This window comes from Chromobacterium alkanivorans, from assembly GCF_016937655.1.
GTDB lineage: Bacteria > Pseudomonadota > Gammaproteobacteria > Burkholderiales > Chromobacteriaceae > Chromobacterium > Chromobacterium alkanivorans.
Window position 1 is genome coordinate 70,877 of the sequence record NZ_JAFHKL010000004.1, and the last position, 15,497, is coordinate 86,373.

General features: G+C 67.7%; 14 protein-coding genes. 11 read left to right on the forward strand and 3 right to left on the reverse strand.

Annotated elements, in window-relative coordinates; all coding sequences use genetic code 11:
• The first annotated feature begins 339 nt into the window (after window positions 1-339).
• Window positions 340-1,173, forward strand: a complete 834-nt coding sequence (locus tag JW897_RS08340) for a substrate-binding periplasmic protein (RefSeq protein WP_205465801.1) — start codon at window positions 340-342, stop codon at window positions 1,171-1,173.
• 18 nt (window positions 1,174-1,191) lie between these two features.
• Here JW897_RS08340 and recC read toward each other — a convergent pair whose 3' ends face one another.
• A complete protein-coding gene (gene recC / locus JW897_RS08345) occupies window positions 1,192-4,401 on the reverse strand; it encodes an exodeoxyribonuclease V subunit gamma (RefSeq protein WP_205465802.1) in 3,210 nt (1,069 codons plus the stop codon).
• Between the two features lie 212 nt (window positions 4,402-4,613).
• On the opposite strand from recC, the gene JW897_RS08350 reads away from it, so the two are divergent.
• From JW897_RS08350 to JW897_RS08395, 10 genes are all read left to right on the forward strand, one after another.
• On the forward strand, window positions 4,614-5,045 hold the full coding sequence (locus JW897_RS08350; protein ID WP_048413754.1) for a type IV pilin protein: 432 nt from the start codon (window positions 4,614-4,616) through the stop codon (window positions 5,043-5,045).
• Window positions 5,027-5,542, forward strand: a complete 516-nt coding sequence (locus JW897_RS08355) for a prepilin-type N-terminal cleavage/methylation domain-containing protein (RefSeq protein WP_197083009.1) — start codon at window positions 5,027-5,029, stop codon at window positions 5,540-5,542. The genes JW897_RS08350 and JW897_RS08355 overlap by 19 nt, the downstream gene beginning before the upstream one ends.
• Window positions 5,532-5,921, forward strand: a complete 390-nt coding sequence (locus tag JW897_RS08360; RefSeq protein WP_205465803.1) for a type IV pilus modification PilV family protein — start codon at window positions 5,532-5,534, stop codon at window positions 5,919-5,921. Before JW897_RS08355 ends, JW897_RS08360 begins: the two co-directional genes overlap by 11 nt.
• The gene (locus JW897_RS08365; RefSeq protein ID WP_048413751.1) at window positions 5,914-6,609 is read left to right on the forward strand and encodes a prepilin-type N-terminal cleavage/methylation domain-containing protein; all 696 of its coding nucleotides are present in this window, start codon (window positions 5,914-5,916) and stop codon (window positions 6,607-6,609) included. Before JW897_RS08360 ends, JW897_RS08365 begins: the two co-directional genes overlap by 8 nt.
• Complete coding sequence (locus tag JW897_RS08370) at window positions 6,606-8,618, forward strand: hypothetical protein (RefSeq protein ID WP_205465804.1); 2,013 nt, start codon at window positions 6,606-6,608, stop codon at window positions 8,616-8,618. Before JW897_RS08365 ends, JW897_RS08370 begins: the two co-directional genes overlap by 4 nt.
• Before the next feature lie 216 nt (window positions 8,619-8,834).
• A complete protein-coding gene (locus JW897_RS08375; RefSeq protein ID WP_048413749.1) occupies window positions 8,835-9,221 on the forward strand; it encodes a SirB2 family protein in 387 nt (128 codons plus the stop codon).
• A gap of 85 nt (window positions 9,222-9,306) precedes the next feature.
• Window positions 9,307-10,323 carry a ubiquinone anaerobic biosynthesis protein UbiU gene (gene ubiU / locus JW897_RS08380; RefSeq protein WP_205465805.1) on the forward strand — a complete coding sequence of 339 codons (1,017 nt, stop codon included), beginning with the start codon at window positions 9,307-9,309 and terminating at the stop codon, window positions 10,321-10,323.
• A 25-nt stretch (window positions 10,324-10,348) separates the two neighbouring features.
• A complete protein-coding gene (locus tag JW897_RS08385; RefSeq protein ID WP_205465806.1) occupies window positions 10,349-11,278 on the forward strand; it encodes a U32 family peptidase in 930 nt (309 codons plus the stop codon).
• Window positions 11,265-11,699: a ubiquinone anaerobic biosynthesis accessory factor UbiT gene (ubiT, locus tag JW897_RS08390; protein ID WP_205465807.1), complete on the forward strand. Its 435-nt coding sequence runs from the start codon at window positions 11,265-11,267 to the stop codon at window positions 11,697-11,699. The genes JW897_RS08385 and ubiT overlap by 14 nt, the downstream gene beginning before the upstream one ends.
• A gap of 207 nt (window positions 11,700-11,906) precedes the next feature.
• Window positions 11,907-12,680: a GGDEF domain-containing protein gene (locus tag JW897_RS08395; RefSeq protein WP_205465808.1), complete on the forward strand. Its 774-nt coding sequence runs from the start codon at window positions 11,907-11,909 to the stop codon at window positions 12,678-12,680.
• Between the two features lies 1 nt (window position 12,681).
• Here the strand turns inward: JW897_RS08395 and JW897_RS08400 are convergent, their stop codons facing one another.
• Window positions 12,682-13,974: an NAD(P)/FAD-dependent oxidoreductase gene (locus JW897_RS08400; protein WP_205465809.1), complete on the reverse strand. Its 1,293-nt coding sequence runs from the start codon at window positions 13,972-13,974 to the stop codon at window positions 12,682-12,684.
• Between the two features lie 174 nt (window positions 13,975-14,148).
• A complete protein-coding gene (locus JW897_RS08405) occupies window positions 14,149-15,114 on the reverse strand; it encodes a LysR family transcriptional regulator (protein ID WP_048413744.1) in 966 nt (321 codons plus the stop codon).
• Window positions 15,115-15,497: the final 383 nt, after the last annotated feature.

Here is a 15,497-nt window from a genome sequence, read left to right on the forward strand (position 1 = left end):
ATTGATCTGGAGCATGTGCCACAGTTGTGCCATGACACAGCCAACAAGGCATTTATTGAGGTTGTTTTAGATTTGACAAGCCATCAGGCAATCTACGCAAGTCATTGATAAATAATAAAAACACAAAACTCAAACAGGAATCATAATCCGCAGGTCCGGGGTTCGAGTCCCTGATTCGCCACCAAGGATATCAAGGGGTTAGCTCACGCTAATCCCTTTTCGCATTCCCGCCGCCTCCTGGCCCGCCCTCGCCGCTTATCCACAGGCGGGAGCGAGAACGCCAAGTTATCCCCAGTCGTCGTCCAACTATAGTGAAGCATCCCTCACCGGAGCCTCGCCATGCGCCTCCTGCAAGCTGGAATCCTCTGCGCCGCCGTCCAGGGGCTGCTCTGCGCCGCCGCGCTATGCGCCGGCCCGGGCCAGGTCTCGTCTCCGCCGGCCGTCGGCGCCTGCGGCCGGGAATTGAGCGTAGGCTGGGACACCAGGCCTCCTTACCATTATCTGTCCGCGCGCCAACAGCTGGACGGCTATTCCGTCGCCGTGCTCAACGAGGCCGCGCGCCGCGCCGGCTGTAAGCTGAACTACCAGCAAATGCCTTGGGCGCGCAACTTGCTCAACGTAAAAAACGGGCAGGTGGACATGGCGATGAACGCGCTGAAAACCCCGGAGCGCGAGCAGTTCGCCCACTTTGTCTGGGCCGACAATCCCTCCACGGTGCGGATCTGGAGCCTTAGCAGCAACGCCGCGCGCTGGCCGATACACCGCCTGGCCGATCTGGACAAGCACGGCAAGCTGGTGCTCGGCGTCACCCGCGGCGACAGCTACGGAGCCATTATCGACGCCTGGCTGAAATTCCCGCCGCCAAGCGTCAGCGTGGACAGCGGGCCGACGCAGGACATCAATATCCAAAAACTGAGGGCCAGACGGCTGGACCTACTGCTGGCCAGTAGCGTCACCATGCGCGCGGCGCTGCAGGCCCAGCCGGCGGAAGCGGAGATCGTGCCGCTCGCGCCGGTGTGGAATATCGGAGGCTCTTATTTCATCTTCAGCAAAAGCAGCGTGCCGCAACCGGTGGTGGACGCCTTCCAGCAGGCCCTGACCAGCATGCGGCGCGACGGATCGATCCACGCGCTGTATCAGCAGTACTTCGAAGTGCCGTATCCGGAGGACTGAGTCGGCGCGGCGGCCGCCTCAATCCTCGCCGCCGCCCTGCAGTCGCTCCGCCAGCGGCAGCAACAGAGTTTCCGCCAGCTGGGCGAACAGAGGGTCGTCCAGCGGCTGCTGATTGCGGAAGGCCAGCGCTATCGCCGCCTCGTCCTTTTGCGCGACGCCGCCTTCGCGGACAAAGCTCGGATCCCACTTTTCCAGCGCTTTCTGCAAGGCCTTGTCGCGCCGCTCCGGCTCCGCGGCCAAGGCCTCGGCGTAAGCCCAGCTGGTGCGGCCGAAGCAGGGCAAGGGCTGATCCTGGCCCTGACGCCAGCGCGCCAGCCACGGCTCCAGCAAGGCCAAGGCCTCCGGCTCGTCCTCCAGCAACAGGCCGCCGGCGTCGTCGTAGCAGACGCTGCGGCAGGCCACGTCCGGCGGCCGCGCCGCGCACAGGATCAGATGACCCAGCCACAAGGCCACGCGCTGGGCGGCGTTGATCTTGCCGACGACGAAGCTCAACTGGCCTTCGGGCCGCAGGCCGGTGAGCTCGCCCACCAGGGTGAGGCCGGCCGCCTGCAAATGGACCGGCTGCGGCGGCAAGACTTCCCGGCTCAGCGCGGCCGGCAGCCGCGCCGCCAGCTTGACGCTGGAGCGCGCCTCCTCCACCAGCCAGGCCCGGCCCAGCGCGGCCGGCGGCAACAGGCCGGCGGCGGCGACGCGCTCGCGCACCGGCGCTTGCGGACGACGGTGCAGCATGGCCTCCACCAACTGCCTGCGCACCGCCTGGCTGGCGTCGCCGTCCACGGTGAAGGGCTCGCGCACCGGCAACTCCTCGTCGCCGCCGAACAGGCGGATGGCGAGCCGGTCCGCCAGCCAGGCGCGCACCGGATTGCGCCAGAAACGGATGAAGTCGTGCAGATTGACCACGCCGCTGAGCGCCGCCGCCGGCAGCGCGCCGGCGAAGGGCCGCGGCGCGGCCTCCGGCTGCGACAAGGCCGCGGCGAAGGTGGGTTCGAAACTGGCCAGCCGCGGGTCCGCGCCGTCGTAGGCGGCGGGCGAAAACGGCTGCAGCGGATGGCGCACCGTCAGCGTCCGGCCGAGATCCTGGCCGCACATGGCGGAGAAGCAGTCCAGCAGCTCGGCGATCAGCGGCGACGGCGGCAGGGTTTCGCCGCTGCGGGCGGATTGCCCCACATAGGACAGATACAGCTTTTCGCGCGCGGAGAGGATGGCCTCCAGGAACAGATAGCGGTCGTCGAAGCGGCGCGAGCGGTCGCCGCGACGCGGATGGCGCGCCACCAGATCGAAGCTGACCGGGCGCTCGTCGCGCGGGTAGGCGCCGTCGTTCATGCCTATCAGGCACAACACGCGGAAGGGGATGGAGCGCATCGGCACCATCGCGCAGAAAGTCACCCCGCCGGAAAGAAAGCCCAGCGGCGAGGCCAGCGTCAGCTTGCGCTTGAGCCAGTCCCGCACCACCGGCAGGCCCACCGCCTGCTCGAAGCCGGCCAGCGCCGCGTCATCGGCCAATTCCGCCAGCGCGCCGCGCAAGACCTCCAGCGCTTTCTCGTCGTCGGCGTCGGCGTCGAACAAAGACTCGCAAGCCTGCTGCAGCCGCTCAGCCCACTCCGCCGGACTGGCCGGGCGCGCCCATTCTTCCGCCGTCCGCTCCAGTTCGCGGTAGCAGGCGGCGAAGCGCCCCAGCGCTTCCGCCAACTGGCCCTGGGCGCTGCTGTGCGGCAACAGGCCGGCGTAGAGGCCGCTGTCGTCCCCGGCCAGGGCCGGCGGCAATACCGCGCCCAGCAGCAGCCGGTCCAGGCCCCAACGCCAGGTGAACAGCGGGTCCGCCGGCAAGCCCAGCGCCGCCTTGTGCGCGGCGTCCCGCCCCCAGCGGATGCCGGCTTCGCGCGCCCATTGCCGCACAAAGGGCACGTCGGCGTCGTCCAGTCCGAAGCGGCGCAATAGCGCCGGCGCGTCCAGCAAGGCCAGCACCTGATCGGCGGCGAAGCGGGAATCAGCCAGATCCAGCAAGGCGGCGTAGCTGGCCAGCAACGGTTCTTCGCGCGCGATGCGGCGATCGGCGATGCTGTAGGGGATGTCCGGCGCGGCGTCCTCCTGCGGACGGGCGCCGAACACCGCGTCGATATAGGGCGCGTAACTGTTGATGTCCGGAGTCAGCACCGCCACGTCGGCGGGGTTGAGCCCGGGATCGTCGCGGAACATCGCCAGCAAGCGGTCCTTCAGCACCTCCAGTTCGCGCATCGGTCCGTGGGCGGCGTGGATCTGCACCGAATCGTCGTCCGCCGCCAGCGGCCGCGGCGCGTCCTTGGGCTCGTTCAACTGCAGGATGTCGCGCTGCAGCCGCGCCAGCAGCGCGTCGCCGCCGGGGACGTCGAACAAGGGGCGCGCGTCCAGCTCGCTGTCCTCGGCGATCAGCTCGAAGAAATCCCGCCCCTGCTTGCCCAGGGACGCCAGCAGAGGATGGCCCTCGGTGGCGAACAAATCCCCCTTCTGCTGCAGCTTGAGCTTGCGGCGGGCGTCGACGATGTCGCCCCAATACGCCTCGCAGGGATTGAGGGTGAACAGGCAGACGTCGGTGAGCTGGGACAGGCGCTTGACCAGGGCCAGATACATCGGCGCCAGGCTGGCGATGCCGAACAGCGTCACCCGCTCCGGCAGATGCTCGGCCTTGAGCTCGGCGAAAAACTCGTCCAGCATGCGCACGCGGTGGCGGCCGGGATCGCTGTCCGCCAGCCTCCGCCACAGCGCGGCCTGCCAGGCTTCGTCCTCGCCCAGGCCCAGCAACTGGCCGGCCTCCCAGCCGCGTATCCAGTCCGGCCGGAACACCAGGTATTGGTCGAAGATGTCCGCCACCTTGCCGGCCAGCTCGAAACAGGCGGCCTCGCCGCCCTCCAGATAGCGCGACAGGGCGAGAAAAGGCTCGCCCTCCAGCGTGGGCAGCAGCTCCATCAGCCGCCAGCTCAGCACTTCCGGCGTGAACGAGGACTTGCGCGGCAGCTCCGGCATCACCTGCTGCATCAGCCGCCAGGCGAAGGCGGCCGGCAGCACGAAGTCCAGATTGGCGGCCACGCCGTTGCTGCGCGCCAGGTCCAGCGTGATCCAGCGGCCCATGCCGCGGCTCTGCACGATCACGGTTTCCGGCGCGAAGGGATCGGACAGCGGCAGGCTCTGGCTCATGCCGCAAAACAGCTGGCCCAATTGCTCCAAGCGGTTGGACTGGTAAAGAAGCAGCATGCGGGAATAGGCGGTAGGTGAAATCAGGCCAAGTGTAGCATCCGCGGCCCGGATCGGCCGCATGCGCCGCGCGCGGCAGATAATGCCGCGCGGCGGCGCGCAGGCGGCGGCTTGCTTTCCGGCAGGATATTTACAAGGCATATTGATGCCAATCAATACCAATATGAGTCCAATAAAGCTAAAATATGACGTTTATTTAACTAGGCGATGTCGTGAGCGCATCCGTCCGGCCGCAAGGCCATTCCGGCTTCACCCTGATCGAGATGATGGTGGTGGCCGCCATCGTCGGCATTCTGCTGCTGGTGGCGGTGCCGTCCTACCAGCGCCATGTGCAGGCGGCCAAGGCCAATACCGCCAAGAGCGACCTGATGGCCCTGAGCCTGGCCCTGGAAAACCACAAGCTGCTGCACCTGGCCTATCCCGCCGCCAGCGCGGACAGCGCCAGCGCCATCCGCGCCGCGCTGGGCAACAGCAGCTGGCAGCCGGCGCAAGCGGAATTCAACTACGGCTACCAGCCGCAGGGCGGCAGCTTCCTGCTCACCGCCAGCGGCGTCAGCCCGCAACTATCCGGCTGCGTGCTGAAACTCAGCGGCGCCGACCATAGCGCCAACACCAGCACCTCGGCGTGCCAGACCCAATGGTGAACGCGTTCCGCCGCCAGCGCGGCCTGAGCCTGATGGAATTGTGCGCGACGCTGGCGCTGATCGGCCTGTTGGCGCTGCTCAGCGTGCCGCTGGCGCAGGGCTGGAGCGACGCCCACAAGCTGACGCTGGCGCGCAGCCAGCTGGCGCGGGCCTACGCCCAGACCCAGGCCGCGGCCTTGAGCAACCCGCAGGCGGCGGCGCCGGACCAGGCCGCCGCGGTACTGATGTCCAGCGCCGAAGGCCAGCTGTGCGTATTCGCCGGCGCGCCGGCCAGCGGCACTCAGGGCGAGCGCTGCCAAGGCGCGGCGCTATGGCGCGCCGCCGCGCCGCGCCCGGTCTCCCTGGGAACAAGCTGCCTGCAAACGCCCGCCGCGCAATGCCTGGCCTTGAACAACCAGGGCCAGCCGCTGGCGGCGCAGGCGGCCGGCGTCGCCTGCGGCACCCGGCCGGCCTACTGCATCCGCGGCGCGCAACAGGAGCTACGCGGTGACCTATAAGGCGCAAAGCGGCGTCAGCCTGCTGGAAAGCCTGATCGCCATGCTGCTGCTGATACTGACCGGCCTCGGCGTCGTCTTCGTCAACGCGCGCAGCCTGGGCAGCCAGCAACAGCTGCAACAACACGCGCTGGTCCTGAGCAAGGCGCGGGAGCAGCTGCAACAAGGCGGGCTGCTCTGCGGCAGCGCCGACGACTGGCCGCTGGCCAGCGGCGTCAGCGCCACCGCGCGGCTGGCCTGCCGCTCCGCGCCCGCGGTGACGCTGCGCGGACAACCGCGGAACGGCGGTGCCGAAATCGCCGCCAACGCCCAGCTGCGCGGCCAGACCCTGCAACTGCGGGACGCGGCCTCCGCCACCCTCTCCCTGAGCAATCATGAATAAGCGCGCCGCCGGCTTCACCCTGCTGGAACTGCTGATCGGCATGCTGCTGGCCCTGATCACCACGCTGGCGATGCTGACGCTGTATCGCCAGACCGCGCGCAGCGTGTTCGATCCGGACCAGGGCAGCGCCAGCCTGTCGCAGCGGGACGGCCAATTGATGGCGGCCCTGCTCAGCGTGCAGCAACAGGCGCAGGAAGCCGGCTTCGGCGCCGCCGGCGGCCGCGAACAGAACCTGCAGCTGCTGTCGGTCAGCGATTTGCGCCTGGACGCCGACGGCGCCGTCAGCGCGCTCAGCGCCGCGCCGGCGGCTTCCGGCAGCGCCAACGCGGCGGTGTGGCGCTATCGCCCGCAGCTGGATGCCGGCGCTTACGCCTGCCGCGGCGTGGCCCGCTTGGGCGAAGCCGGCCAGAACAGCGTGCTGTACCAGCTGCAGGCCGACGACTGCGCCGCCATCGCCGACGCGCTGACCCAGCCCTCGCTATGGCGCGCCCGCGCGCTGACCGGCCCGCTGCCGCCGCGGCATCAACTCAGCATGGCCTTGCGGCTGGAACAGCCCTGCTGGCCCTACGCCGCGGCGACGGCGGCGAGCCAGACCTTCCCGCAGCTGCTGCTCAACTACGACAACGCGCAGCAAGGCGAAGCCCGCAGCTTCGCCAGCTGCCTGACCAATCTGGCTGCCCCCGCATGAGAGCCCGCCGCCGCCCGCCCTCCCCGCCGCGCCGCCAGCGCGGCGTCGCCGCGGTGCTGATGGTGCTGCTCACCGGCATGGCCCTGACCGCGCTGGCGCTGGGCGGCATGCACCACCTGCGCGGCCAGCAGGAGCTGACCCGCTCGCTGCGCGGCAACAGCGAGGCGCAATGGCGCGCCTGGACCGGCGCGGAGCTGGTGCGGCAATACCTGTCGGCGCTGACGCCGGCGCAACTCAAGGCGCTGGAACTGGACGGCGCGGCGCTGAGCCTGGACCGCGCCAGCCTGCCGCCGGAAAGCCAGGGGCTGGCCGACGCCCTCCGGATCAAACTGTTGCCGGCGCCGCGCGCCGGCGGCGTCGTGGTCGACGACGACAAGGCGGCAGCCTGGATCACCGCCGCCAGCGGCGACGCCACGGTGACGCTGGAAGTGGTCTACCAATTGAACGGCGCGCCGCCGCCGACCAGCGTCAACGCCGCCGCGCAGATCCGCGGCGGCCTGTCCACCAGCGGCAATATTGTGGTCACCGGCGCCAAGGACGCGCTCTTGCAAGTGGAAGGCGCGGTGGACACCAGCGGCAGCCTGAGCGGCGTCAGCGCGATCCAGGCCACCGGCGACATCCTGTTCCAGGGCAATCCGGAGCGCGGCGAAGGCCAGACTCCGCTCAGCCTGTGGAGCAACGGCGACATCCGCGTCAACAGCGGCCAGTTCCTGACGCTGAAAGCGCGCGGCAACATCGTCATGGGCAGCGGCAGCGACGTGGAAACCGCCGCCGCCAACGGCGCCGTCGGCAGCAGCGGCGAACGAGTCGGCCGGCTGTCAGCCATCGGCGACGTGACCCTGTCCGGCAACGTCGCCGTTTCCGCGCAATTGCTGAGCCAGGGCGATGTGCGCACCAGCAGCAGCAACCGGCTGAACGCCTTGCGCGCCCAGGGCCTGCTGGACAGCCGCGGCAACGCCAACATCGACGACGGCCTCATCGGCGGCGCCTTCAGCCACAACGGCGCGCAAATCTTCGACGCCGCCGGCCAAGCGCGCCAGCCGCCGCCGAACACCGTGCGGGTGCGCCACCAGGCCGGGCTGAAAGTGCCGCTGGAGCCGGTGCCGGAGTTCCGCCTGGGCGCGACCCGCGTCAACGCCAACGACTACCGCGACGCCGCCAACCTCATCGTCTACTGGGATGCGGCGGACCGTTCCGCCGACGCGCTGCAGCGCATCCGCGTCCGGCTGCAACATGTGGCCGGCGTGCCGGACGGCGCAATCTACCGGCTGGGCCGGCAGCGCGCCGACGACTGGCAACGCAACGATCTGTGCCCGGCCTTGCAGGCCGACGGCAGGCGCTGCGCGCCGGTGGCCGGCCAGCCGGCCTTGCGGCTGTGCGAGAGCGACGCCGAAAGCTGCCTGTCCGGCAGCGCCGCGCAGCAATGGCTGCTGCGCCTCAAGCCGCCTCAGGGCATGCTGCCCGGCGTGGTGCTGTTCGAGGGCAATCTGTCGCTGTACGGCCGGCTGGACAACGCCATCCTCGCCACCGGCCACATCGAGACCAGCAGCAATGTGGAACTGTGGAGCCTGCGCCAGGCCGGCGCGGCGCGCGTCTGCCGCAGCCCGGACTTCCCTGACGTCTATCCGCTGAACCATTGCGCCGCGGACCGGAACGCGCTGCGCGAATCCCCGCTGCTCGGCATTGCGCTGCTGGCCGGCAGCTACGACGCGGCCCAGGCCTTCGGCGGCGGCAAGATCCGGCTGGGCGCCAGCAACCGCATCCACGGCGCGGTGCTGGCCGGCGATACTCTGGACACCGCCGGCAGCACCCATATCTTCGGCCCGGTCAGCGCGGGGCTGCAAAGCCGCCCGCCCGGCGCGCCGCCGCCCTCCCGGCCGCTGAACAGCCTGGGCGCGGAAACCGTGATCGACATCAGCGGTCAGAACGGTTTGCCGGGCGAAGGCGGCGGCGGCACGCCGAACCCGCAAACGGGCGCGGCGCGGGTATTATGGGCGCGCTATCGTTAAGCGCCGTCTAAGAGCCTATTCAAAGTCTCGCGAGCAAGGGCGAGACAAGGCGAAAACGAGCGAAAAAGCGGAATGTACACGTGGTACATGAGCATTTTGAGCTCGTACTACTTCACGAAGCGCAGCAGACTTTGAACAGGTTCTAAGAACCTGTTTACGATCCAGCATGCCTTGCGAGAGCGTAAACCCGTTCTAACTCCTCAACTTTGGACGCCTATGTATCCTTATCTGATCGTCAAACACGCCCACATGGGCTTCGCCTATCTGTCGATTCTGCTGTTCGCCGTGCGCGGCGGCCTGATGCTGGGCGGCAAGCAGAACATCCTGGCGCTGAAGCCGGTGCGCATCCTGCCCCACGTCATCGACACCCTGCTGCTGGGCTGTGCCATCGCGCTGGTGATCATGGGCGGCTGGCCCGTGCTGCAAAGTCCCTGGCTGCTGGCCAAAATCGTCGGCCTGGTGCTCTACGTGGCGCTGGGCACCATCGCTCTGCGCCGCGGCAAAACTCCGCAAACCCGCTTGATCGCCTTCCTCTGCGCGCTGGCGGCGGTGTTCTACATCGTGCTGGTGGCCAAGACCAAGCTGGTCTTCCCTTTCTTCTAAGCCCTCCGCCTACGCTTGACCCAGAACAAGGCCCCGCGACGCGGGGCTTGTTATCGTCGGCGGGTTTTGAACCGGACCGACCAAGATGGCTCTGCACACATCCCTGCCCGAGCTGGTCTGCCCCGCCGGCAGCCTGCCGGCGCTCAAGGCCGCGGTGGACAACGGCGCCGACACCGTTTACCTGGGCCTGAAAAACCAGACCAACGCCCGCAATTTCGCCGGGCTGAATTTCGACGACGCCAGCGCGCGCGAAGGCATAGCCTACGCGCACCGCCACGGCCGCAAAGTGCTGCTGGCGATCAACACCTTCGCCCAGGGCGGCGACGCCTCCCGCTGGCGCGCGGCGGTGGACCAGGGCGCGGCGCTGGGCGCCGACGCGCTGATCCTCGCCGACCTGGGCTTGATGGCCTACGCCGCCGAACGCCACCCGCAGCTGCGCCTGCACATGTCGGTGCAAAGCTCGGCCACCAATTACGAAGCCATCAACCTGGCGCGCGACATGTTCGGCATCCGCCGCGCGGTGCTGCCGCGGGTGCTGACCCTGGACCAGGTGCGCCACGTGATCGAGCACACCGACGTCGAGATCGAAGTCTTCGGCTTCGGCAGCCTGTGCGTGATGGTGGAAGGCCGCTGCCAACTGTCCAGCTACGCCACCGGCGAATCGCCCAACACCCACGGCGTGTGCTCGCCGGCCAAATTCGTGCGCTGGGAGCCGGGCGAGCGGCGCATGAACGCCCGCCTCAACGACATCCTGATCGACAGCTACCGCAACGACGAACCCGCCGGCTACCCGACGCTGTGCAAGGGCCGCTTCCAGGTGCGCGACGAAACCTATTACGCGCTGGAAGAACCCACCAGCCTCAATGTGCTGGACATGCTGCCGCAAATCATCGCCAGCGGCGTGGCCGCGATCAAGGTGGAAGGCCGCCAGCGCAGCCCGGCCTACGTGTCCCAGGTGACGCGCGCGCTGCGCGAAGCGCTGGACGCCGCCGGCCGCGACGGCGCGCGCTTCCAGCCGCGCCCCGCCTGGCACCAGGCGCTGAACAAGGTGTCGGAGGGGCAGCAGCAGACGCTGGGCGCCTACAACCGGCCGTGGAAATGAGCGCCGTCCCGATGGAAAACCGCCAATGACAAGCCTTAATCTGCAATTGACGCTGGGACCGGTGCTGTTCTTCTGGCCGCGCGACACCCTGCTGGACTTCTACGCCGCCGCCGCCGACTGGCCGCTGGACCGGATATATCTGGGCGAGGTGGTGTGCTCGCGCCGCCAGCAAATGCGGCCGCAGGACTGGATCTCGCTGGCGCGCGACCTGGCCTCCGCCGGCAAACGCGTCACCCTCAGCTGCCAGGCGCTGCTGGAGAGCGAGTCCGATCTGCGCCGCGCGCGCCAGCTGGCCGCCAACGGCGACATCGCGCTGGAAGCCAACGACCTGGGCGCGATCAAGCTGGCGCGCGAACACGGCCTGCCCTTCGTCGCCGGCCCGCATCTGAACATCTACAACGCCGACACCCTGAAACTGATCCGCGACTGGGGCGCCGAACGCTGGGTGCCGCCGGTGGAAATGGACCGCGCCACGCTGGCCGAACTGCTGGCCCGCTACGCCGAGATCGGCGCGCCCATCGCCACCGAGCTGTTCGCCTGGGGCAAGCTGCCGCTGGCGCTGTCCGCGCGCTGCTTCACCGCCCGCCATTACAATCTGAGCAAGGACGACTGCCAGTTCCGCTGCCTGGAGCACCCGGACGGCTTGAACATGCGCACCCAGGACCAGCAGGACTTCCTCACCCTCAACGGCATCCAGACCCTGTCCGCCGGCTGCCACAGCCTGCTCCCGCATCTGCGCGGCCTGGCCGCCGTCGGCGTCGACGCCGTGCGCGTCAGCCCGCAGTCGCGCGCCACCGGCGACGTGGTCGCCCTGTTCCGCCAGGCGCTGGACGGCGCCGACCCGGACACGCTGCAAGCCGCCAGCGGCCGCCTCGCCGACGCCGAACTGGTGGACGGCTATTGGCGCGGCCAGGCCGGCAACCAAGCCCTAGGAGTTTCCCATGCGCATTCCTGATCTCGCCCTGCCCGCCGCCGCCGCCGCGCTGCTGTCCCGGCTGCCGGCCGCGCCGCCGGCCTGGCTGCTGGTCACCAGCCTCAATCAACTGGCGCGGCGCGGCGTGCTGCCGGCGGACATGGTGCTGCTGAGCGGCCGCCGCTTCGCCATCCGCGTGCTGGACGCCGGCCTGACCCTGCGCTTCCGCGCCGACGAACAAGGCTTCCGCCGCGACCCGGACGCCGCCGCGCCCGATTTGCAGCTCTCCGCCACGCTGGCCGACTTCGCCCGCATGATGCTGCGCGAGGAAGACCCGGACACGCTGTTTTTCCACCGCAAGCTGCTGATAGAAGGCGACACCGAGCTGGGGCTCATCGTCAAGAACCTGCTGGACAGCGTGGACTGGAGCGCCACGCCGCTGGCGCGCTTCATGGCCGTTTAAACGCCGCTTCAAGCGCCCGCGAGCCGGGTGGGACAAGGCGAAAACCGCTGGTCAAGCCGAGGCCCGGCTGGCCTTCGACGGACTTTTGGAGCGCCTCGCCGGCGCTCGCTCCTTGTGGCCGGGCCGAGTTTGGGCTAATCCGAAAAGAATAAACGCAATCGAACCGCCTCCCGGCGGCCTGCACTCATCGGAAACGGCCCAAGCCCCATGAAGCCACGCCTGTTCAGCCTGCGGCAGATCTTGCTCGACTTGGCCATCCTGCTCCTGGCCAACCTGCTGCTGCTCTGGCTGGCCCAACGCTACCAGCTGCTCTCCGCGCTGGGAACAGGCCCCGACGACGGCAATGCGCAAACCATGGCGCTGGCGCTGCTGCTCTGCGTCAACCTGGCCGTGTCGCTGGCCTTGTTCGCCTACCGCCGCGCCCGCGAATCCCACGCCATGCTGCAAGAGCTCAACACCATCGCCGGCCAGGACGCGGTCACCGGCCTGGCCAACCGCCGCCAGGCCAACACCATACTCGAACGCGAAACCGAGCGCTCCTACCGCACCCGGCGGCCGTTTTCGGTGCTGCTGCTGGACATCGACCACTTCAAGGACGTCAACGACAACTACGGCCACCTGGCCGGCGATCAGGTGCTGGCCGCCTTCAGCCAGCTACTGCAAAAGCGCGCGCGCCAACTGGACACGGTGGCGCGCTGGGGCGGCGACGAATTCCTGGTGATTTGCCCGGAGACCGAGCAGAGCGGCGCGCTGGCGCTGGCCGACGACATCCGCCAGCGGCTGGCGCAGACCGAACTGCCGGTGGTGAAACGCCTGACCACCAGCATAGGCGTGGCCACCCAGACGCTGGACGACATGCCGGAAACCCTGTTGCACCGCGCCGACATGTATCTGTACGCGGCGAAGAACGCCGGGCGCAACCGGGTGGTGGGCGAAGCCGGCAGCGCCAACCGCGAACGCCGCCTCGCCCCCGACGAATAACTCACCAGCCCAGCCGGTCCCGCAGTCCGTACCACCACGCTCCCATGGTCAGCATCGGCACGCGGAACGCGCGGCCGCCGGGGAAGGGATAATGCGGCAGGCTGGCGAAATGGTCGAAGCGCCGGCTGTCGCCGTGGATGGCCTCCGCCAGCAAGCGCCCGGCCAGATGGGTGTAAGTGACGCCATGGCCGCTGCAGCCCTGCGAATAATAGACATTGTCGCCGATGCGCCCGGCCTGCGGCAGCCGCGACAGGGTCAGCGAGAAATTGCCGGTCCAGCCGAACTCGATCTTGTAGTCCTCCAGCTGCGGGAAGGTTTTCAGCATCTTGGGACGGATCAGCCGCTCCACCTCGCCCGGATCGCGCGCGCCGTAGACGGTGCCGCCGCCGTAGAGCAGCCGGTTGTCGGCGGTCAGCCGATAGTAATCCAGCAGGAAATTGCAATCCTCGACGCAGTGATCGCCCGGCAACAGGCTCTTGGCCAAGGCCTCCGGCAAACGCTCGGTGGTCACCACCTGGGTGCCGCAGGGCAGGCTCTTCTCCGCCAGCGACGGCAGCAGTTCCCCCAGATAAGCGTTGCCGGCCACCACCAGAAAGCGGCAGCTGACCTCGCCGCCAGCGGTTTCCACCCGCACCCGGCCGCTCGGATGAATCTTCAAGGCCGCCGTCTGCTCGAAAATCCGGCCGCCCAGCGACTCCAGCGCCGCCGCCTCGCCCAGCGCCAGGTTCAAGGGGTGGATATGCCCGCCCCAGTTGTCCAGCAAGGCGCCGGCGTACTGATCCGACGCCACGATGCCGCGCATGCCCTCGCGGTCCACCAGGTGCAGGCCGGTATGGCCGTAACGCTCCCATAAGCGCTTCTTGGCCGCCAGTTCGTCCAGCTGCTTCTGAGTGAAGGCGGCGAACACATTGCCGGTTTTCAGATCGCACTGGATGCCGTACTGCTCGATGCGCTCCCGGATGATGCGGCCGCCTTCGAAAGCCATCGCGCCCAGCGCCGCGGCCGCCGCCTTGCCGTGCCGGCTCTCGATCACGTCCATGTCGCGGCTGTAGCTGTTGACGATCTGGCCGCCGTTGCGGCCCGACGCGCCCCAGCCCACCCGCGCCGCCTCCAGCACCGCCACCTGATAACCGCGCTCCGCCAGGTGCAGCGCCGCGGACACGCCGGTATAGCCGGCGCCGATCACGCAGACATCGACCTGCAAAGCGCCTTGCAAGGGCGGGCGCTCCGGCGCCGGATGGGCCGATGCGGCGTAGTAAGAGCTCGTATGTTCCAGTCTGGCCGGCGCGTTCATGGCTGTCTCCTAGGCGAAGCGAACGCGGCGCGTCCGTTCATGATTGGTATAAAAATACAATACACGCGCTCATTATATTTAACAACACCTGGGAGAAAGGATGGCTGGCGGCGGCGAACGGACAAGAAAAAAGCCAGCGCGGAGGCTGGCTTCGGGATCAGGCGGAAACGGGGATCAGATGGCGTTTTTCTGGGCCGCCTTGCGCTTGGCGCTCAGGTCCAGGCCCGGCAGATCCGCCATGATGTCCGGATGATCGGCCAATTTCTCCACCACGAAGTCGACGAAGACCCGGGTGCGCGGCGCGATGTGGTCGCGGTGCGGGAAACAGATGTAGATCGAGCGCTCCAGCGACACCATATCGGTCAGCACCGGCTCCAGCTCGCCGGAACGGATCAGATGCACCACCTCATGGCCCGGCAACTGAGCCACGCCCATGCCCAGCCGCGCCAGTTCGGCCACCGCCTCCATCTCGTTCAGCGTGTAAGTGCCGTTGACCTCCAGCGGGATGCGCTCGCCCTTGCGGTCGAACTCCCATTTGAACAGACGGCCGGACGTGGGGAACTGGAAATTGATGCAATCGTGGTTGCTCAACTCCTCCGGCGCGCTCGGGCGACCGTGCAAGTCCCAATAGCCGGGCGAGGCCACCACGTACAACGGCATCTGCGCCAGATTGCGCGCCACCATGCGGCTGTCCGGCATCATGCCGGAACGCACGCCCACATCGTAGCCGTCCTCGATCAGATCGCTGAAATGATCGTCCAGGCCGAAGAAGACCCGCACCTTGGGATAGCGCTCGCAAAACTCGCCCATGATGGGCAGGATGAAGCGCCGGCCAAAGGAGTTGGGCATGCTGACCCGCAGATGGCCGGCCGGCTCGTCGCGGCTGGCCTTCAGCTGATTGATCGCCGAATCCAGATTGTTGACCGGCCCGCGGCACTGGGCGTAGAAACGGCGCCCGTCCTCGGTCAGCGTCAATTGGCGCGTGGTGCGGTTGAACAGGCGAACCTCCAGTTCCTGCTCCAGCCGGGCGATGCTCTGGCTGATGGCGGCCGGCGATACGCCCAGCTTGCGCGCGGCGTCGGAGAAACTGCCATTTTCCGCCGTGGTCATGAAGACCATCAATGCTTTTAAGGTGTCCATAATCAGGGATGTTCCAGGCTCGGCATCGCCTACCCTTCACGCCCGGACGGACGACCTGGATTTGACAATGCTGATAACATTATTAAGTAGTATCTCTTTAAAAAAGGGTACACCATACCCTTTGATGATTAAAGAAGAACTTGCAAATTGTTGTGAATGCATCTTCATGGACAAATCCACGCCAGGAACAGAACCGACCGCAGCTTCCCCACTGCACCGCTCGCGGAGCGCACTTTGTCATATAGTTTTACAGCTTAGTTGAAAATACATTGCCCTATTTTCTATGCAATCCAAGTATGCACCTGATTCAGTCTGAATGCCATGAGTTTGTTGCAACAGACTCAATGAAACAGCATCAAGTTGGCAACAATATGCCGCCGCTG